This is a genomic window from Mesorhizobium sp. WSM4307, from assembly GCF_007003945.1.
In the GTDB taxonomy this organism is placed as follows: domain Bacteria; phylum Pseudomonadota; class Alphaproteobacteria; order Rhizobiales; family Rhizobiaceae; genus Mesorhizobium.
Genome location: NZ_VFTB01000006.1, coordinates 42,831 through 58,513, shown reverse-complemented (window position 1 = coordinate 58,513; position 15,683 = coordinate 42,831). Strand labels below are relative to the sequence as shown.

The 15,683-nt window shown below is 64.7% G+C and carries 20 protein-coding genes; 10 read left to right on the top strand and 10 right to left on the bottom strand.

The window, feature by feature from the left end:
• Window positions 1-201: 201 nt before the first annotated feature.
• On the top strand, window positions 202-1,008 hold the full coding sequence (locus FJV83_RS15560) for an undecaprenyl-diphosphate phosphatase (RefSeq protein WP_095773395.1): 807 nt from the start codon (window positions 202-204) through the stop codon (window positions 1,006-1,008).
• 148 nt (window positions 1,009-1,156) lie between these two features.
• Here the strand turns inward: FJV83_RS15560 and FJV83_RS15555 are convergent, their stop codons facing one another.
• Both FJV83_RS15555 and rsmI read right to left on the bottom strand, forming a co-directional pair.
• A complete protein-coding gene (locus tag FJV83_RS15555; RefSeq protein WP_095773396.1) occupies window positions 1,157-1,534 on the bottom strand; it encodes a YraN family protein in 378 nt (125 codons plus the stop codon).
• The gene (gene rsmI, locus FJV83_RS15550; protein WP_095773397.1) at window positions 1,527-2,456 is read right to left on the bottom strand and encodes a 16S rRNA (cytidine(1402)-2'-O)-methyltransferase; all 930 of its coding nucleotides are present in this window, start codon (window positions 2,454-2,456) and stop codon (window positions 1,527-1,529) included. The genes FJV83_RS15555 and rsmI overlap by 8 nt, the downstream gene beginning before the upstream one ends.
• Before the next feature lie 154 nt (window positions 2,457-2,610).
• Here rsmI and FJV83_RS15545 point away from each other — a divergent pair, with 154 nt between their 5' ends.
• Together FJV83_RS15545 and FJV83_RS15540 are read left to right on the top strand one after the other, a co-directional pair.
• Window positions 2,611-2,796, top strand: coding sequence for a hypothetical protein (locus FJV83_RS15545; protein WP_095773398.1), 186 nt, complete (start codon window positions 2,611-2,613; stop codon window positions 2,794-2,796).
• Between the two features lie 7 nt (window positions 2,797-2,803).
• The gene (locus FJV83_RS15540) at window positions 2,804-2,992 is read left to right on the top strand and encodes a hypothetical protein (protein WP_038650961.1); all 189 of its coding nucleotides are present in this window, start codon (window positions 2,804-2,806) and stop codon (window positions 2,990-2,992) included.
• A 39-nt stretch (window positions 2,993-3,031) separates the two neighbouring features.
• Here the strand turns inward: FJV83_RS15540 and FJV83_RS15535 are convergent, their stop codons facing one another.
• The 5 genes from FJV83_RS15535 to rph all read right to left on the bottom strand — a co-directional run bounded on the left by FJV83_RS15535 (window position 3,032) and on the right by rph (window position 6,940).
• Window positions 3,032-3,355 carry a low molecular weight protein tyrosine phosphatase family protein gene (locus tag FJV83_RS15535; protein ID WP_142885891.1) on the bottom strand — a complete coding sequence of 108 codons (324 nt, stop codon included), beginning with the start codon at window positions 3,353-3,355 and terminating at the stop codon, window positions 3,032-3,034.
• Window positions 3,356-3,792: 437 nt separating this feature from the next.
• The gene (gene hemW / locus FJV83_RS15530; protein WP_179295949.1) at window positions 3,793-4,971 is read right to left on the bottom strand and encodes a radical SAM family heme chaperone HemW; all 1,179 of its coding nucleotides are present in this window, start codon (window positions 4,969-4,971) and stop codon (window positions 3,793-3,795) included.
• Window positions 4,968-5,630, bottom strand: a complete 663-nt coding sequence (gene rdgB, locus FJV83_RS15525) for an RdgB/HAM1 family non-canonical purine NTP pyrophosphatase (protein ID WP_095788617.1) — start codon at window positions 5,628-5,630, stop codon at window positions 4,968-4,970. The genes hemW and rdgB overlap by 4 nt, the downstream gene beginning before the upstream one ends.
• Window positions 5,630-6,040: a VOC family protein gene (locus tag FJV83_RS15520; protein ID WP_095788618.1), complete on the bottom strand. Its 411-nt coding sequence runs from the start codon at window positions 6,038-6,040 to the stop codon at window positions 5,630-5,632. Before FJV83_RS15520 ends, rdgB begins: the two co-directional genes overlap by 1 nt.
• Window positions 6,041-6,223: 183 nt before the next feature.
• Complete coding sequence (rph, locus tag FJV83_RS15510; protein ID WP_142885892.1) at window positions 6,224-6,940, bottom strand: ribonuclease PH; 717 nt, start codon at window positions 6,938-6,940, stop codon at window positions 6,224-6,226.
• A gap of 157 nt (window positions 6,941-7,097) precedes the next feature.
• Between rph and hrcA the strand changes: the two genes are divergently transcribed.
• From hrcA to FJV83_RS15480, 6 genes are all read left to right on the top strand, one after another.
• Entirely contained in the window at window positions 7,098-8,180 is a 1,083-nt protein-coding gene (hrcA, locus tag FJV83_RS15505; RefSeq protein WP_010912575.1) for a heat-inducible transcriptional repressor HrcA, read from the top strand.
• 130 nt (window positions 8,181-8,310) lie between these two features.
• The gene (locus tag FJV83_RS15500; protein WP_010912574.1) at window positions 8,311-8,508 is read left to right on the top strand and encodes a hypothetical protein; all 198 of its coding nucleotides are present in this window, start codon (window positions 8,311-8,313) and stop codon (window positions 8,506-8,508) included.
• Window positions 8,509-8,600: 92 nt separating this feature from the next.
• Window positions 8,601-9,968: a sorbosone dehydrogenase family protein gene (locus FJV83_RS15495; protein ID WP_142885893.1), complete on the top strand. Its 1,368-nt coding sequence runs from the start codon at window positions 8,601-8,603 to the stop codon at window positions 9,966-9,968.
• A 314-nt stretch (window positions 9,969-10,282) separates the two neighbouring features.
• Window positions 10,283-10,900: a LysE family translocator gene (locus FJV83_RS15490; protein WP_095773406.1), complete on the top strand. Its 618-nt coding sequence runs from the start codon at window positions 10,283-10,285 to the stop codon at window positions 10,898-10,900.
• A 180-nt stretch (window positions 10,901-11,080) separates the two neighbouring features.
• Window positions 11,081-12,061, top strand: a complete 981-nt coding sequence (gene cysK, locus FJV83_RS15485) for a cysteine synthase A (protein ID WP_095792390.1) — start codon at window positions 11,081-11,083, stop codon at window positions 12,059-12,061.
• A gap of 140 nt (window positions 12,062-12,201) precedes the next feature.
• Window positions 12,202-12,828: a glutathione S-transferase family protein gene (locus tag FJV83_RS15480; RefSeq protein WP_095792389.1), complete on the top strand. Its 627-nt coding sequence runs from the start codon at window positions 12,202-12,204 to the stop codon at window positions 12,826-12,828.
• 3 nt (window positions 12,829-12,831) lie between these two features.
• Here FJV83_RS15480 and FJV83_RS15475 read toward each other — a convergent pair whose 3' ends face one another.
• Together FJV83_RS15475 and FJV83_RS15470 are read right to left on the bottom strand one after the other, a co-directional pair.
• Entirely contained in the window at window positions 12,832-14,076 is a 1,245-nt protein-coding gene (locus tag FJV83_RS15475; protein ID WP_095792388.1) for an RNA polymerase sigma factor, read from the bottom strand.
• Window positions 14,077-14,101: 25 nt separating this feature from the next.
• Window positions 14,102-14,470: a YciI family protein gene (locus tag FJV83_RS15470; RefSeq protein WP_095788622.1), complete on the bottom strand. Its 369-nt coding sequence runs from the start codon at window positions 14,468-14,470 to the stop codon at window positions 14,102-14,104.
• 221 nt (window positions 14,471-14,691) lie between these two features.
• On the opposite strand from FJV83_RS15470, the gene FJV83_RS15465 reads away from it, so the two are divergent.
• Window positions 14,692-15,153: a RidA family protein gene (locus FJV83_RS15465; protein ID WP_095773411.1), complete on the top strand. Its 462-nt coding sequence runs from the start codon at window positions 14,692-14,694 to the stop codon at window positions 15,151-15,153.
• Window positions 15,154-15,504: 351 nt separating this feature from the next.
• Here FJV83_RS15465 and FJV83_RS15455 read toward each other — a convergent pair whose 3' ends face one another.
• A complete protein-coding gene (locus FJV83_RS15455) occupies window positions 15,505-15,645 on the bottom strand; it encodes a hypothetical protein (RefSeq protein WP_013892047.1) in 141 nt (46 codons plus the stop codon).
• Between the last annotated feature and the right edge of the window lie 38 nt (window positions 15,646-15,683).

The following is a 15,683-nucleotide window of genomic DNA, read 5'->3' as shown; positions in this document are numbered from 1 at the left end:
TGGCTCAGAATCCGGAATTCGCGCATCGCGCTACTCCCAGGTGAGGCGAATTCCGGATTGCACACTGGCGAATCGCCGGGCGCACCGGTAAGTCTTGGCCGCCCGGTTAGCGGGCCGTCAGGGTGTTGCGACCTATAGGGGGACTTCAACGCCATGACAAGCAAGCCGTTCAGTTAGCCGTCGCGCAAAGCCGAGGTAGCCATGGAAAGCCAGACCATCGTCGAAGCCCTGCTGCTCGGCCTGCTGGAGGGCCTGACCGAGTTCATACCGGTGTCCTCGACCGGCCATATCCTGCTCGCCGGCCATTTCCTCGGCTTCAATTCAACCGGCAAGGCCTTCGAGATCCTGATCCAGCTCGGCGCCATCCTGGCGATCCTGAGCGTCTATTTCCGCCGCCTGTGGCAGATGCTGCTCGACCTGCCGCATGACCGGCTGACGCGGCATTTCGTCATCGGCATCCTGATCGCTTTCCTGCCGGCGGCGGTCATCGGCGCGCTGGCGCATGATTTCATCAAGACGGTGCTGTTCGAATCGCCGCGGCTCATCTGCATCATGCTGATCATCGGCGGCGTCGTGCTGCTGGCGGTGGACCGCATGAACCTGAAACCGGTCTATCGCGATGTGGAGCGCTTCCCGACCAGGCTTTACCTGCAGATCGGCCTGTTCCAGTGCCTGTCGCTGATCCCCGGCACGTCACGCTCGGGTTCGACCATCGTCGGCGCGCTGCTTCTGGGCGTCGACAAGCGGGCGGCGGCGGAATTTTCCTTCTTCCTGGCGATCCCGACCATGGTCGGCGCCTTCGCCTTCGACCTGTTCAAGAACCGCAACGTGCTGACCTCGGCCGACCTGCCGATCATCGCCATCGGTTTCGTCGCCGCTTTCGTCGCGGCGCTCATCGTGGTGCGCTTCCTGCTCGACTACGTCTCGCGCAACGGCTACGCGCTGTTCGGCTGGTGGCGGCTGGTGGTGGGTATCGTCGGGCTGGTCGCATTGCTGATCTGGGGGTGAGGAGTGGTCCGCGAAGCGGACGGAAAGCCAAATTGCTTGGCTTTCCGAACGACGAACGCCCTGAGCCAGCGAAGGGCGAGCAACGCTTGAGACTCGAACAACCTCCTCGACTTCGTCAGCCACGGGCGGAGCAAGGAGCGCCTCCCCTCTAATTCCGCCCATAAAACGCGTTCTCGACATGCACCGGCCAGCGCCAGGGCAGCACGGCGACCATGTCGAAGCGCATCGACAACCTGCCGTAATCCGCCTGCCGCGAGAGCCAGATGTCGGCGGCGGCCTCGATGCGGCGCTCCGATTCATGGCCGATCGCCTCCATGGCTTCCATCAGCGAACGCCGAGCCTTGACCTCGACGAACAGCACGAGATCGCCGCGCCGCGCGATCAGGTCGATCTCGCCGAAGCGGGTGCGATGGCGGCGCGCGAGGATGCGGTAGCCCTTCAGCATCAGCGCGGCAGCCGCCAGCCACTCGCCGCGATGGCCGCGCCGATAGGCTTTCCGGCGGTTGGCGCTCGGGCGCTCAGCCACCGTCGCCTTCTCCTGAGGTGTCCTTGAGTTCCAGCAGCCGCCGGTAAAGCGCCTGTTTCTGGCCGCCGGTCATCTTCGCGGCCTCCGCCGCCGCTTTGGAGGCCGGCATTTCGGCGGCGAGCGACAAAAGCAGGCGGTCAATGTCTTCGGGCTCGTCCGCCTTGGCCTCGGCGGGGCCGATGCAGACGACGATCTCGCCCTTCGGCGTGTCGGCGGCCGCATAGTGGTCGGCCAGCGCCCGCAGCGTGCCGGTGCGCATTTCCTCGAAGGTCTTGGTCAATTCGCGGCCGATTGCGGCTTTGCGCTCGCCGCCGAGCGCCTCGACCATGGCGCCGAGCGATTCAGCCAACCGGCGCGGCGATTCGAAGAAGATCAGCGTCGCCGGCACCGCCTTCAGTGCCTCCAGCCGCGTCAGCCGCTGCCCAGTCTTCACCGGCAAAAAGCCGGCGAACAGGAAAGCGTCGGACGGCAGGCCTGACGCGGTGAGCGCGGCCAGCGGCGCCGACGGACCGGGGATCGGCACGACGCGAATGCTTTGGTCGATTGCTTCGCCGACCAGCCGGTAGCCGGGATCGGAGACGAGCGGCGTGCCGGCATCGGAAATCAGCGCCACGCTCTGGCCGGCCTGAAGCGCCGCGATCAGCTTCGGCCCGGCCTCGCCGGCATTGTGCTCGTGATAGGCCGTGGTGCGGCGGCGGATGCCGTAGCGGTCGAGCAGCACGCGCGACACCCTGGTGTCCTCGCAGGCGACGATGTCGGCGGCGGCCAGCGTCTCCAGCGCGCGCAGCGTGATGTCGGCGAGATTGCCGATCGGCGTCGCCACCAGATAGAGCGCCGGCTCGAGCGGCCGGGCGGGAAATTCGGCCTGCCCGACCACATAGATGCGCTTGCCCGTCTCGTCGGTCACTGATGCCGTCTCCATTCAGCCCTGTTGGCCTGCCAAATCTTGTTTGGCATGGCTGGCGCAGGCTTGCAAAAGCTCACGCCGATGTAAGGTGATCGCCATGCCTTCGCCACAGTAGGGAACCAAACCGGCATTGGCAGATTTAGCCCCTGATTCCTAAAGGGAGGACAGGATGGACAGCCTGAAGATACAGGACGCTTTCGAGCCTTACTATGCCGGCCGCAAGCGCGTTGCCGCCGCCAGGGACAAGCGCCTGCCTGCCAAGACCGACACCAGCCTGACCGAGCGGGCGACGACCGCCCTGCCGACGAATGTCAGGCTTTCCGACAACCAACCAGACAGCACGACGGAGCACTGACCGGACGATGCCCAATCGCTTCGATATCTTCATCACCCGTCTTGAAACGAAAAGCGCCAGGGAAGGCGTGCCGCCACATCCGATGAACGACCAGCACAGCGTTCGCCGCGAAAAGGCCGACGCCAAACCGGCCCGCAACGGAGAGGCGCATGCCGAGAAGGATCGCGGCAAGCGCCGTTTCAAGCACGACGCCTGACAAGCGCGACTGGCCGAGACCGCTCTGCCTTCGTCTGGGTCACACCAGATAGCGGGAAACGCGCGCCTTCAGAAGGTCGATCAGCTCGATATCCATGAATTCATAACTATCCGGTATATCGAGGCAGATGACCCGGGCCTGCTTCAGGCTCGTCTTGAATTTCTTCTGCAGCTTGGTGCGGTGCACCTTTTCCATGACGAAGATGATGTCGGCCCAGGCGACCAACTCATGCGTCAGCGGCGTGTCGGCATCATGATTGGTGCCGGCCGACGCAACTTCGATATCCCGGCGCGTTGAAAACACCTGCTCGGCGGTCGGGCTGCGCAGGCGGTTCTGGCTGCAGACGAAGAGAACGTTTTTCACCGATTACTCATCCCAGATCTCACGCAGATTTTTGCTCATGGGGATGTACTGATCAAACGTCAGTCCATTCAAATCAAACTCTACAAAATTATCCTTGGCAATTCCTCGAAGCTTACTTCCGATATACGTTATGAAACTAAGGACAACGTTAAATTCGCTCAAGTGGGTCAATTTTAATTTGGATGTGACCTTCGTGTTTCTGATGAAGATCGCCTCAGCCTCAAAGAGATCGTCATGTTCCGGAGATCTCGATATCTCGGTTAATCCAAACTCGAACACATCGTCCGTGTTCAATGTCCGCAACGTCTCGTGGATCAGGAACTTCATGGCAGACCCATATTGGATGCGGCGCGACGCCTTCGGCTAAGCAAGCCGAACTTCTAGCATCCTTGATCGAGTGGATAAATCGTTCACCACAGTCCACCATTTGGCCTTGGCTATCGCGCCAGATCGGCCACCACTGCGTCGAGCACGATCATGCCGGCCGGCGTGGCGCGCAGGCGGGCGTTGCCGATCGGCGCCACCAGTCCCTCGCCCTGCAGCACCGACAGCCGCGCGCTCGACAGGCCGCGGCCGGAGAAGGCTTCGTAGCGCGAAAGGTCGATGCCTTCGGCCAGCCTCAGCCCCATCAGCAGGAATTCGTCGGCCTCTTCCGAACGTGTCAGGATCTCGCCGCCGGTGACGCCATGGCCCTTGGCCTCGACGAGGTTGGCCCAGGTCTCCGGCATCCGCTCGGCGATCGTCACCGTGCGTCGGCCGTTCTCGACGAAGCGGCCATGCGCGCCGGGGCCGACGCCGACATATTCGCCATAGCGCCAATAGGTCAGATTGTGCCGGCTTTCCGCGCCCGGCCGGGCGTGGTTGGAAATCTCATAGGCCGGCAGGCCGTGCGCCGTGGTGATCTCCTGCGTCAAAGCATAGAGGTCGGCGGCGTGGTCATTGTCGGGAATGGCGAATTTCTTTGCCGCATGCAGGGCGTGGAAGGGCGTGCCTTCCTCGATGGTCAGCTGGTAGAGCGACAGATGGTCGGCGGCGTGGCCGATCGCCTGTTCGAGCTCGGCCGCCCAGGCTTCCGGCGTCTGGCCCGGCCGGGCGTAGATCAGGTCGAAGGACAGGCGCGGAAAGATTTCGCGCGCGAGCCCGATGGCGTGCAGCGCCTCGTCGACATTGTGCAGCCGGCCGAGGAAGCGCAAATCCTTGTCGTTCAGGGCCTGCACGCCGAGCGAGACGCGGTTGACGCCGGCCGCGCGATAGCCGCGAAAGCGTTCGGCCTCGACCGAGGACGGGTTGGCCTCCAGCGTCACTTCGATGCCGTCAGGCACCGTCCAGTTCTTCGCCACGGCGTCCAGAACCCTGGCCACCGTCTCCGGCTTCATCAGCGAGGGCGTGCCGCCGCCGAGGAAAATGCTGGTCACCTCGCGCGGCCCGGTCCGCTCACGCATCGTCGCCAGTTCCGCCTCAAAGGCGGCGGCAAAGCGCTCCTGGTCGACCGGCTGGTGGCGGACATGGCTGTTGAAGTCGCAATAGGGGCACTTGGCCGCGCAGAACGGCCAATGGATGTAGACGCCGAAGCCGGGGCTGCGGTCGAGCGGCATGATCATGCCAGGTCCGGTCATGCCGAGCCCAATCTAGGCAGATCCAACCGTGCTTGGGCGAATTTCTGGAAGGCGCGGGCGCGATGTGAGAGCGCCGTCGGCTGGCCGGGTTTCCAGCCGTGCTTTTCCTCAGCGCTCATCTCGCCAAACGTCTTGTCGAAGCCATTGGGCAAAAACACCGGGTCGTAACCGAAGCCGAGCTCGCCGCGCGGCGGCCAGACCAGCGTGCCTTCGGCCTCGCCGCGATAATATTCGGCCGCGCCGTCGGGAAAGGCCAGGCAAATGACGGCGACGAAGCGGCCCTTGCGCCGTTCGGCCGAGGCGGCGCCGACTTCCTGCAAAGCCACTTCGGTGCGCTGCATGGCCATGGCGAAGTCCCTGCTGCCGTCAGGGGTTTCGGCCCAGTTGGCGGTGTAGACGCCGGGCGCGCCGTCGAGGGCGTCGACGCAGAGGCCGGAATCGTCCGACAGCGCCGGCAGGCCGGTCGCCTTCGCCGCGGCCAACGCCTTGATGTAGGCGTTTTCCTCGAAGGTCGTGCCGGTCTCGTCCGGTTCAGGCAGGCCGTAGTCCTTGGCCGACTTCGCCTCGAAGCCGAACGGTCCCATCAGGTCGGCGAATTCGCGCAGCTTGCCGGCATTGTGGCTGGCGACGACGATCTTCTTGCCATCAAGTGTATGCATCAAAGGCCCCAGATTCTCGGCTCGGCGAACTCGATCGAATTGCCCGAGGGGTCGCGTATATAGAGCGAACGGCCGCCTTGCGGCCATTCGAATTCGCTTTCGATGGCGATCTTCTTCGCCTCGAGATGCGCTTTCCAAGCCACAATTTCATCCGCGCTGGCGGCAAAGCAGAGATGACCTTCGCCGACCGCGCCGTGCGGCGGCACCGGCAGCCGGGCATCCGGCGCCGGCGGGATCTTGGTTGCCTCGGCGTTGAAGATGAGCAGCACGCCCGGCCCGCAGCGAAAGAAAAGATGCCTGCCGTCGACCTTGCCGAGGAACGTGAGGCCGAGGATGTCGGTGTAGAAATGCTCGGCCGCGTTGAGATCAGTCACATAGAGCGCTGATTCCAAAATTGCATTGGGTGTCACGAGGCACCCCCCTCTGCCCTACCGGGCATCTCCCCCTCAAGGGGGGAGATCAGCAGCCTCAATCTCGCCGCCCATCTTGCAACGCCGGAGATTGGCGAAGGCCGAGATGACATCCGATCTCCCCCCTTGAGGGGGAGATGGCCGGCAGGCCAGAGGGGGGTGCCTGGGCTCGGCATCAAAAACCTACACCACCGCCATTTGCTGCAAACTCACCAGCCGCGAAATGCCTTTCTTGGCCAGGCCCATCAACTCGGCGAACTGGTCTTCCGAGAAAGGCTCGCCCTCGGCCGTGCCCTGGATCTCGACGATGCCGCCCTTGCCGGTCATGACGAAATTGGCGTCGGTGCCGGCCGCGGAATCCTCGAGATAATCGAGGTCGATGACCGGCTGGCCGTCATGGATGCCGCAGGAAATCGCCGCGACATGGTCCTTCAGCACCTTCGAGACACTGGCCATCTGCCGGGCTTCCATCCAGCGCAGGCAGTCGTACAGCGCCACCCAGCCGCCGGTGATCGAGGCGGTGCGGGTGCCGCCATCGGCCTGGATGACGTCGCAATCGACGGTGATCTGCTGCTCGCCCAGCGCCTGCAAATCGACCACGGCGCGCAGCGAGCGGCCGATCAGGCGCTGGATTTCCAGCGTGCGGCCGCCCTGCTTGCCGGCGGAGGCCTCGCGGCGCATGCGCTCGCCGGTCGAGCGCGGCAGCATGCCATATTCGGCCGTCACCCAGCCCTTGCCGGAATTGCGCATCCAGCCCGGCACCTTCTCCTCGAGGCTCGCGGTGCACAGGACATGGGTGTCGCCGAACTTCACCAGGCACGAACCTTCGGCGTGCTTGGAGACGCCGCGCTCGAAGGAGATGGCGCGCATTTCGTCGAATTGGCGTTTGGAGGGGCGCATTCAGGCTTCTTTCCCAGTCATTTTTCGGAATCGTGGCCGGCTTTTAGCCGCATGGGGGGCAGCGCGCAAAGGAAAACGGACCGGGCGATCCGATACAGAGACAGGTTGCGCCCACCCTGCCGAAGTCTATATCCTGAGGACGGAGGTTTTTGGCCGAATGACCAAGGCAATCGATCCGGGTTCGCAGCCGCTCGCACTTCAATCACTCGACATGCGCTCTCGTGACATCTTCCGGCGCATCGTCGATTCCTATCTCAGGGATGGCGAGCCCGTGGGCTCGCGCAGCCTGTCGCGCATCCTGCCGTCCTCGCTGTCGCCGGCCACCATCCGCAATGTGATGAGCGACCTCGAGCATCTCGGCCTGATCTACGCGCCGCACATTTCGGCCGGACGGCTGCCGACGCAGGCCGGCCTGCGCTTCTTCGTCGATGCCTTCATGGAACTTGGCGACCTCTCCGACGAGGAGCGCCGCACCATCGAGGCGCAGGTGCGGGCCTCAGGCTCTGGCGCGACGCTGGAGCACATGCTGACCGAGGCCAGCCAGATGCTGTCGGGCATGTCGCGCGGCGCCGGCCTGGTGCTGGCCGCCAAGAACGAGGTGGCGCTGAAGCATATCGAATTCATCCAGCTCGAGCCGACCAAGGCGCTCGCCGTGCTGGTGTCGCAAAATGGCGACGTCGAGAACCGCGTCGTCGAGCTGCCGGCGGGCATCACCGTCTCGCAGTTGCACGAGGCTTCGAATTTCCTCAATGCCCATATTCGCGGCCGTACGCTGGCGGAGGCGCGCACCGAAATCGCCCGCATCAAGGAAGAGACGAGAGCGGCCCTCGACACGCTGTCGCAGGACCTCGTCGAGAAAGGCCTGGCGGTGTGGGCGGGCGCCGAAAGCGGCCTGCCGGCACGGCTTATCGTGCGTGGCCGCGCCAACCTGCTCGAAAACGTCACCGCCCAGGCCGACATCGAGCTGCTGCGGCATCTGTTCGAGGACATGGAAACGCAGGACGGGCTGATCCAGCTGCTCGACCTCGCCGAGCAGGGATCGGGCGTGCGCATCTTCATCGGGTCGGAAAACAAGCTGTTTTCGCTGTCGGGCTCGTCGCTGGTTGTCGCGCCCTATCGCGACAAGGACGCCCGCGTCGTCGGCGCGCTCGGGGTCATCGGCCCGACCCGGCTGAACTACGCCCGCATCGTGCCGATGGTCGATTATACGGCGCAGTTGATATCGCGCATGTTGCGCTAAGGTGTGGATGTTCGGGTGATGCGTACGACCAGTACGCTCCGGTTCTCGGTATCGACCATTTTCGGCTCGGCCTGACCTGAAGCTCTGCACCTTAGTGCCAAAATCGAAACGGGCAGCAAGGAGAAAAAGAATGGCGCTCGAAGAACTCAAGGCCCGGATCAGCCTGCTGCTCGAGGAAATGGTCAACCAGCCGGAAGACCAGCACGAAATCCAGGAACAATTGCGCGAGAAATTGCGGGAAATGCGCGCCATGGGCCTGCCGCTGCCGGCCGATCTCGTCGCGCTGGAAAAACGCCTCGACGACGATTTTTACGCGGCCGGGACATAAAGCCGGACTTTCGCTTCCTCATCAGGTCGAGTGAGGCGGAACCCGGAGACAAGCCGGCCGTTGGTTTCCTTCGCGACCAGATGGAGGACAAGATGATCCGATTGGCCGGACTGGTGATCCCCGCCCTCTTTCTCACAGGCGCGGCATTCGCCCAGCAGGCCGACCAGCCGGTGCTGAAGGGTGCGGCCGCCTTTGGCGACTGGCGTGCCGACAGACCGGGCGTGCGCCGCCTGATCAAGCCGGAAGACCTGCCGAAGCCTTACGTCACCAAGTCGGTGTCGAACAGCGCCGGCCTTGCCGACATGCCGACGGGCGCGAAGCCGCAATTGCCGCCGGGTTTTTCGGCCGAACTGATCGCCTCCGGCATCGAAAATCCGCGCGCCGTGCGCGTCGCACCTAATGGCGACCTGTTCGTCGCCGACAGCGAAGCCAACCAGATCCGCGTCTATCGCCTGGCCAAGGACAGCGCCAAGCCCGCCGAGGACCGCATTTTCGCCGGCAATCTCAACCAGCCCTATGGCATTGCCTTCTATCCGCCGGGCGATGATCCGCAATGGGTATATGTCGCCAACAGCGACAGCATCGTGCGCTTTGCCTACCGCGGTGGCGACCTGAAGGCATCCGGCGAACCGGAAATCATCGTCGCCAACATTCCCTCGAACCATCACTGGACCCGCGACATCGTCTTTTCGCCGGATGGCAAGACGCTCTATCTGTCGGTCGGCTCCGGTTCGAACGTCGCCGAGGACATGGGCAAGGCGCCGGATGGCGGCCTCGACGCGTGGGTGACATCGCAGCCGCTCGGCGCAAGCTGGGGCTCCGAAGAGGGGCGCGCCGACGTGCAAGCCTTCGATCCGGACGGCAAGAACGGCCGCATCGTCGCCACCGGCCTGCGCAACTGCTCGGGCATGACCATCCAGCCGGCGACCGGGGCGCTGTGGTGCGTCGTCAACGAGCGCGACGCGCTGGGCGACAATGTGCCGTTCGAATACGCCACCTCGGTCAAGGACGGCGCGTATTATGGCTGGCCCTGGTACTATATCGGCAACCACGAGGACCCGCGTCACAAGGGCGCGCGGCCCGACCTCGCCGGCAAGGCAACCATTCCCGATGTGCTGATGCAGGCGCATTCGGCGCCGCTCAACATCACCTTTTACGACCGCAAGGACCTGCCCGCCGACAGCGGTTTTCCCAAGGAATACCGGGGGGATGCCTTCGTCGCCCTGCACGGTTCGTGGAATCGCGGCAACAGGACCGGCTACAAGGTCGTCCGCCTGCTGTTCAAGGGTGGCAAGCCGACCGGCGAATATGAGGACTTCATGACCGGCTTCGTCGTCTCCAACGGCGAGGTCTGGGGCCGGCCGGTCGGCGTGGCGGTGGCCCATGACGGGGCGCTGATCATGACCGAGGACGGCAACGGTACGATCTGGCGTGTGACCTATGACGGCGGCCGTTCCTGATCCTGCTTGGACAATGCAGACCTCCTCACCCGGATTGCCAACCGAATTGCGAAGGGCAATTCGGGGCAATCCGACCTCTCCCCCCTCGGGGACAGGAGCTTGTTAGCGCCGGCGCCTTTCTCTTCTCCCCCACGGGGGTCCGAAGGACGGGCGAGGCCCGTGACTCGCCCCGGCAAAGGTGGCCGCGAAGCGGCCGGATGAGGGGGGCCTTATAGGGCGAAGACCGCGCTGTCTGGTGCAATCAAATCCAATCCTCAGGAAATTCAATTCCATTCGGATGTATGCAATATGGCCCTTCAATCTGGGACCTATCCATGACCCTCACCGGCTTCCTCGCCTACAGTGCCGCCCTCGGCATCGCCGCCGCCATTCCCGGCCCCGGCGTCACCGCGCTTGTCGCGCGGGCGCTCGGCTCCGGTTTTCGCTCGTCGCTGGCCATGTCCTTTGGCCTGATGCTGGGCGACCTCACCTATCTGACCGCCGTGGTGCTCGGCCTCGCCTTCGTGGCGCAGACCTTCGGCATGGTGTTCCTGGCTATCAAATGGGCCGGCGTTGCCTATCTGGCATTTCTGGGCTGGCGCTTCTGGACCGCCGGCATCACGCCCGAAACGGTCGAGGCCCGGAAGGGCAAGGGCGGGCTGGTGTCGAGTTTCATCGCCGGCCTCACCGTCACGCTCGGCAATCCGAAGACGATGATCTTCTACCTCGCCATCACGCCGACCATCGTCGACCTGAAGACCATTACGCTGGCCGATTACGGCATTCTCGCCGCGCTGACGGTGGTCGTGCTGTTCGTCGTGCTGGTTCCCTACCTGGCGCTCGCCGCCAAGGCGCGCTGGTTCTTGAAATCGCCGCGCGCGCTGAAGCTGCTGAACCGCACCGCCGCTGGCTTCATGGTGGGCGCGGCGGCGGCGATCGCGGCCCGCCAATAGCATGCTTTCAGCCAAAACATTCCGGGGGCAGGCTTCCCGGTGAAATGCTTTTCCGGGACATGGGCGTTTTAGACACGGGCCCCACTCGGATATTTCCGGCCAACAGCTTATGTTGCGCGGCTGAAAGCCTTATCTTGCCGGCTGCAATGCCACTTGCCTGAAATCCTGGGAGCGAAACCAATGAACAAGCCAGTCACCTCCGCCCGCGTCCCCGGCCGCGGCCGCATCTACAGTTCCATCACCGACACGATCGGCGACACGCCCCTGGTCCGGCTCGACAAACTCGCCAAGGAGAAGGGCGTCGTCGCCAATCTCGTCGCCAAGCTCGAGTTCTTCAACCCGATCGCCTCGGTCAAGGACCGCATCGGCGTGGCGATGATCGAGGCGCTCGAGGCGGCCGGCAAGATTGCGCCCGGCAAGACCACGCTGATCGAGCCGACCTCGGGCAATACCGGCATCGCGCTTGCCTTCGCCGCCGCCGCCAAGGGTTACAAGCTGATCCTGACCATGCCCGAGACGATGTCGGTCGAGCGCAGGAAGATGCTGGCGCTGCTCGGCGCCGAACTGGTGCTAACCGAAGGCCCGAAAGGCATGAAGGGCGCCATCGCCAAGGCCGACGAGCTGGCCGCGACGATCCCCAATGCCGTCATCCCGCAGCAGTTCGAAAACCCAGCCAATCCGGAAATCCACCGCAAGACGACAGCGCAGGAGATTTGGAACGACACGCAGGGCGAGGTCGACATCTTCGTCGCCGGCATCGGCACCGGCGGCACCATCACCGGCGTCGGCCAGGTGCTGAAGAAGCTCAAGCCATCCGTGCATGTCGTCGCCGTCGAGCCGGAAGCCTCGCCGGTGCTGTCGGGCGGCCAGCCCGGCCCGCACAAGATCCAGGGCATTGGCGCCGGCTTCGCGCCAAAGATCCTCGACACCACGATCTATGACGAGATCGTCAAGGTTTCCAACGAGGATTCGGTCGCCAATGCCCGCCTCGTCGCCCGCCTCGAAGGCGTGCCGGTCGGCATCTCGTCGGGTGCGGCGCTGCAGGCGGCAATCGTCGTCGGCTCGCGGCCGGAGAACAAGGGCAAGACCTTGGTCGTGGTTATCCCCGATTTCGCAGAACGCTACCTGTCGACGATCTTGTTCGAGGGGCTGGGGGCCTAGGTCAGCCCCCATCGACGGGCCGCCGTGCGTCGCTGGCCCGTTGAAAAATCCTCCCGTGGCGCCTGTGACCCGGCTTGAGCAGAACCCTGCTTCCGGGTCATATCGCGCGGTCCGCTTTGCACGGGCCAGGGGAGAATTTCATGTACAAGCTCTATACGCGTCCCGGCAGCGGCGGCTTCGTCGTCGAGGCAGCGCTGGCGCTGGCCAACGCGCCGTTCGAACAGATCGACGTGCCGAAGTCCGAGCGGCCCGATCCGGCTTTCCTCGACATCAGCCCACTGAACCAGGTGCCGGTGCTGACCTTGCCGGACGGACGCTCGATGACCGAATCGGCGGCGATCTGCATCCTGCTCGCCGAGCGCCATCCGCAGGCCCGCCTGGCGCCGGCGGTCGATGCGCCCGCCCGCGCCGATTTCCTGCGCTGGATGGCCTTCATGTCGTCGGTGCTCTACCCGGCGGTGCTGCGGTTCTACTACGCCCATCGCTACACGACCGACGCCGACGGCACGAAGGCCGTCAAGCAGGCGGCAATCGCCGAGATGGACCGCGGCTTCGCCGTTCTGGACAGCGCTCTGAAGGGGCGTGACTGGCTGGTTGGCGACCAGATGTCGCTGGCCGACATCTATCTCGTCATGCTGGTGGCCTGGCATCCCAACATCGACAGCGCGCGGGCGGCATGGCCTGATATTGAACGTCTCTGGGCCAGGCTGCGCGACCATCCGCTGCTGAAGGCGCTCAACACCTCGCATGAGATGTGGCCGGGCTGAACGTCAGTTTCGCAGCGCCGCCCTTTTGCCTTGCAGGAAGCGGCGCACCGCCGGATCGCGTTCGAGGCCGATCGCCCGGTCATAGGCCTCGGTTGCCTGCGGTACCTGGCCAAGCCTGGCCAGGAGGCCGGCCCGCGCCGCCCAATAGGGCTGATATTCATTGAGCCGCTTGTCGTCGCCCAGCACGTAAAGCGCCGCCAGCCCCGCCACGGCGCCCTCCGTCTCGGCAAGCGCCACCGCGCGGTTGATGGCCACCACCGGCGAACCGACGATCGAAAACAGCGCGTCGTAGAGCGCGCGGATCGCCGGCCAGTCGGTGCGGCCGGTGAGCCGTCGCGCCGCGTGGGCGGACTGGACGGCCGCCTCGAGCTGGTAGCGGCCGACCACACCACTCGCCGCGGCATGGGACAGAAGCATCTCCGCCTCGTCGATCAGGGCACGGTCCCACAGGTCGCAGTCCTGCTCGGCCAGCGGCACGAAGTCGCCTTCGGCACTGCGCCGGGCGGCGCGGCGGGCCTCGGCAAACAGCATGAGCGCCAGCAGGCCAAGCGCTTCCGGCTCTTGCGGCATCAGCGTCGCCACCAGGCGGCCGAGCCAGATGCCTTCGGTGGCGAGGTTGCGGCGCTGCGTCTCGGTGCCGGCCGGATCGGACCAGCCTTCGGCGAAGGCGGCGTAGATCGCCTCCAGCACCGCGCCCAGCCGTTCGCCGAGTTCGGCCCGTTCCGGCACACGGAACGGAATGCCGGTTTCGCGGATGCGCGTCTTGGCGCGCACCAGGCGCTGGCCCATCGTTGCCGGCGAGACCAGGAAGGCGGAAGCGATCGTCGCGGCATCGAAACCCAGCACGGTCTGCAGGATCAGCGGCGCCCGCACGCCCGGTTCGATCGCCGGATGCGCGCAAGCAAACATCAGCCGCAGCCGTTCGTCGGGCAGCTCTTCGTCGGTCATGCGCGCCTCCATCTCCTCGGCAATCAGCTTGAGATGATCGCGGGCCGCCTCGCGGGTGAGCCGCCGGCGAACCGCATCGACCCGCCGCCGCCGCGCCACGGCGAGCAGCCAGGCTTCCGGCTTTTCAGGCACGCCCGATTTCGGCCAGCGTTCGAGCGCGGCGGCAAAGGCGTCGGCCAGCGCATCCTCGGCCGCGGTCACGTCGCGCGTGCGCGCCGCGAGCCAGGCGACCAGCTTGCCATAGCTCTGCCGGGCGGCGGCCTCGGCGGCCGCCCGGGCGATCTCCGGGCGACTGTCCATCACATGGTCATTTCTTGGCACGTCGTCATTGCTTGGGCATGTAATCGGCCATTTCCCAGATCGGCCGCAACTCGACCGTGCCGGTGCTGGCCGCTGGACAGCGCGCCGCCCATTCGATGGCGGTATCGATGTCGGCCGCCTCGATCATGTAGAAGCCGGCAAGCTGCTCCTTGGTGTCGGCATAGGGGCCGTCGATCACGTTGGTCTTGCCGTCGGCGATCCGCACCGAGGTGGTCGCCTGGGTCGGGCGCAGCCGTTCGCCGGCCAGCCAAGCGCCGGATTGCTTCAACGCATCGGTATAGGCGTTATAGGCCGCGCTCATCTGCTGGGCCTTCTCGATCGGCATGGCCGCCATTGCGGCTTCGCTATTGTTGATCATCAGCATGTATCGCATGGGTCTTCTCCCGTGTTTCGAAGGCCGCGTCCTTGCGGGGCCAGACGTATGTCGCGCGGCGTCGACCGATTTCGACAGGGCGCAGCAAAAAACTTTCGACTTCGTCACGCGCTTTCGCAAGGACCAGGTTTCGCCAAACGGCCCGCGGCGGCTGGCAATGACGCCCCGCCGCACTATCCTTTGTGATCCAGGCACGTCACGCCAGGGATGGGAGATGAGCAATGGAACTCGTGACCCACAAGAAATTCAAAAGCGGCCGGTTGATGCCGTGGGGCAAGGGGACAGTTGTCACCGGCGCGAAGGGATTTGTCTACCTTTGTGGAAACACGGCGACTGCCGCCGACTACGATCCGGCCGGCAAGCAGGGCGGTCGTTTCGCTGGCGATGCGGCGGCGCAGTGGCTCGAGGTTCTGGGCAACATCAAAGCCGATCTGGAGGAGCTGGGCACCGCGCTTGAACACCTCGTCAAACTGACCTTCTTCGTCAGAGGACCATTTCCCGACGGCGGCGTTCTCAGCTCTGCCAATTTTCGCCTGGACGTTCTGGACGCGTTCTTTGCCGAGCATTGCCCGAAGCACTGCAGTTACAACAACCCGCCGCCCTCGGAGGTGATTGGCGTCGCCGCGCTGGCTCAAGCCGACATCGTCATTGAAATTGTCGCGATAGCGGCCTTGCCGGATTGATCTCAGCCATGGCGTGGCTGCCTCTCACCACCATGCGCACGAAGCCGGAGCACAGCACGCAGACGCCATCGAAGACGATCAGCGGATGGCTGGCATCGAAAGATGGTTCAGCCGGAGGACTGGGCTTGGCCAGACGTGATTGGGGCGGACTTGACTGGGAAAGATCGGTCACGCGGGCCTCGGCTGCCCGTGTCCTGGGACACCAGGCCAGCCGAGAGCGGGATCAAAGACGTGGCGATGTCGCACGGCGCCTGTCGCTCGGAGCCGGGCGCTCGGAACGATAAGTGGTGGCGCGGGTCGTGGTGTCCGGCCTGCAGATGCGGCTGTTGTGGCGGCTCTCGAACGTCATGGTCAGTGCGCGCCCAGCGACGTGCCGCGACGGGCGCAAGCCGGACCGGGGCCGCGCATGTAATAGCGCTCGGGCCGATAGGTCGGCGCGACGAATTCGCGGATGGCGGCGGCGTAGCCGATGAGGTGCGTTAGGAAGTTCATTTACCCTGTCCCTGTCCCGATTTTCGGATGTCCCTTCC

Coding starts and splice junctions, on each gene's coding strand:
- FJV83_RS15560 (WP_095773395.1), top strand. CDS start 202: ATGGAAAGCCAGACCATCGTCGAAGCCCTGCTGCTCGGCCTGCTGGAG.
- rsmI (WP_095773397.1), bottom strand. CDS start 2,456: ATGGAGACGGCATCAGTGACCGACGAGACGGGCAAGCGCATCTATGTG.
- FJV83_RS15540 (WP_038650961.1), top strand. CDS start 2,804: ATGCCCAATCGCTTCGATATCTTCATCACCCGTCTTGAAACGAAAAGC.
- hemW (WP_179295949.1), bottom strand. CDS start 4,971: ATGACCGGACCTGGCATGATCATGCCGCTCGACCGCAGCCCCGGCTTC.
- FJV83_RS15480 (WP_095792389.1), top strand. CDS start 12,202: ATGTACAAGCTCTATACGCGTCCCGGCAGCGGCGGCTTCGTCGTCGAG.
- FJV83_RS15495 (WP_142885893.1), top strand. CDS start 8,601: ATGATCCGATTGGCCGGACTGGTGATCCCCGCCCTCTTTCTCACAGGC.
- hrcA (WP_010912575.1), top strand. CDS start 7,098: ATGACCAAGGCAATCGATCCGGGTTCGCAGCCGCTCGCACTTCAATCA.
- rph (WP_142885892.1), bottom strand. CDS start 6,940: ATGCGCCCCTCCAAACGCCAATTCGACGAAATGCGCGCCATCTCCTTC.
- FJV83_RS15545 (WP_095773398.1), top strand. CDS start 2,611: ATGGACAGCCTGAAGATACAGGACGCTTTCGAGCCTTACTATGCCGGC.
- cysK (WP_095792390.1), top strand. CDS start 11,081: ATGAACAAGCCAGTCACCTCCGCCCGCGTCCCCGGCCGCGGCCGCATC.
- FJV83_RS15500 (WP_010912574.1), top strand. CDS start 8,311: ATGGCGCTCGAAGAACTCAAGGCCCGGATCAGCCTGCTGCTCGAGGAA.
- FJV83_RS15490 (WP_095773406.1), top strand. CDS start 10,283: ATGACCCTCACCGGCTTCCTCGCCTACAGTGCCGCCCTCGGCATCGCC.
- rdgB (WP_095788617.1), bottom strand. CDS start 5,630: ATGCATACACTTGATGGCAAGAAGATCGTCGTCGCCAGCCACAATGCC.
- FJV83_RS15465 (WP_095773411.1), top strand. CDS start 14,692: ATGGAACTCGTGACCCACAAGAAATTCAAAAGCGGCCGGTTGATGCCG.
- FJV83_RS15475 (WP_095792388.1), bottom strand. CDS start 14,076: ATGGACAGTCGCCCGGAGATCGCCCGGGCGGCCGCCGAGGCCGCCGCC.
- FJV83_RS15470 (WP_095788622.1), bottom strand. CDS start 14,470: ATGCGATACATGCTGATGATCAACAATAGCGAAGCCGCAATGGCGGCC.
- FJV83_RS15455 (WP_013892047.1), bottom strand. CDS start 15,645: ATGAACTTCCTAACGCACCTCATCGGCTACGCCGCCGCCATCCGCGAA.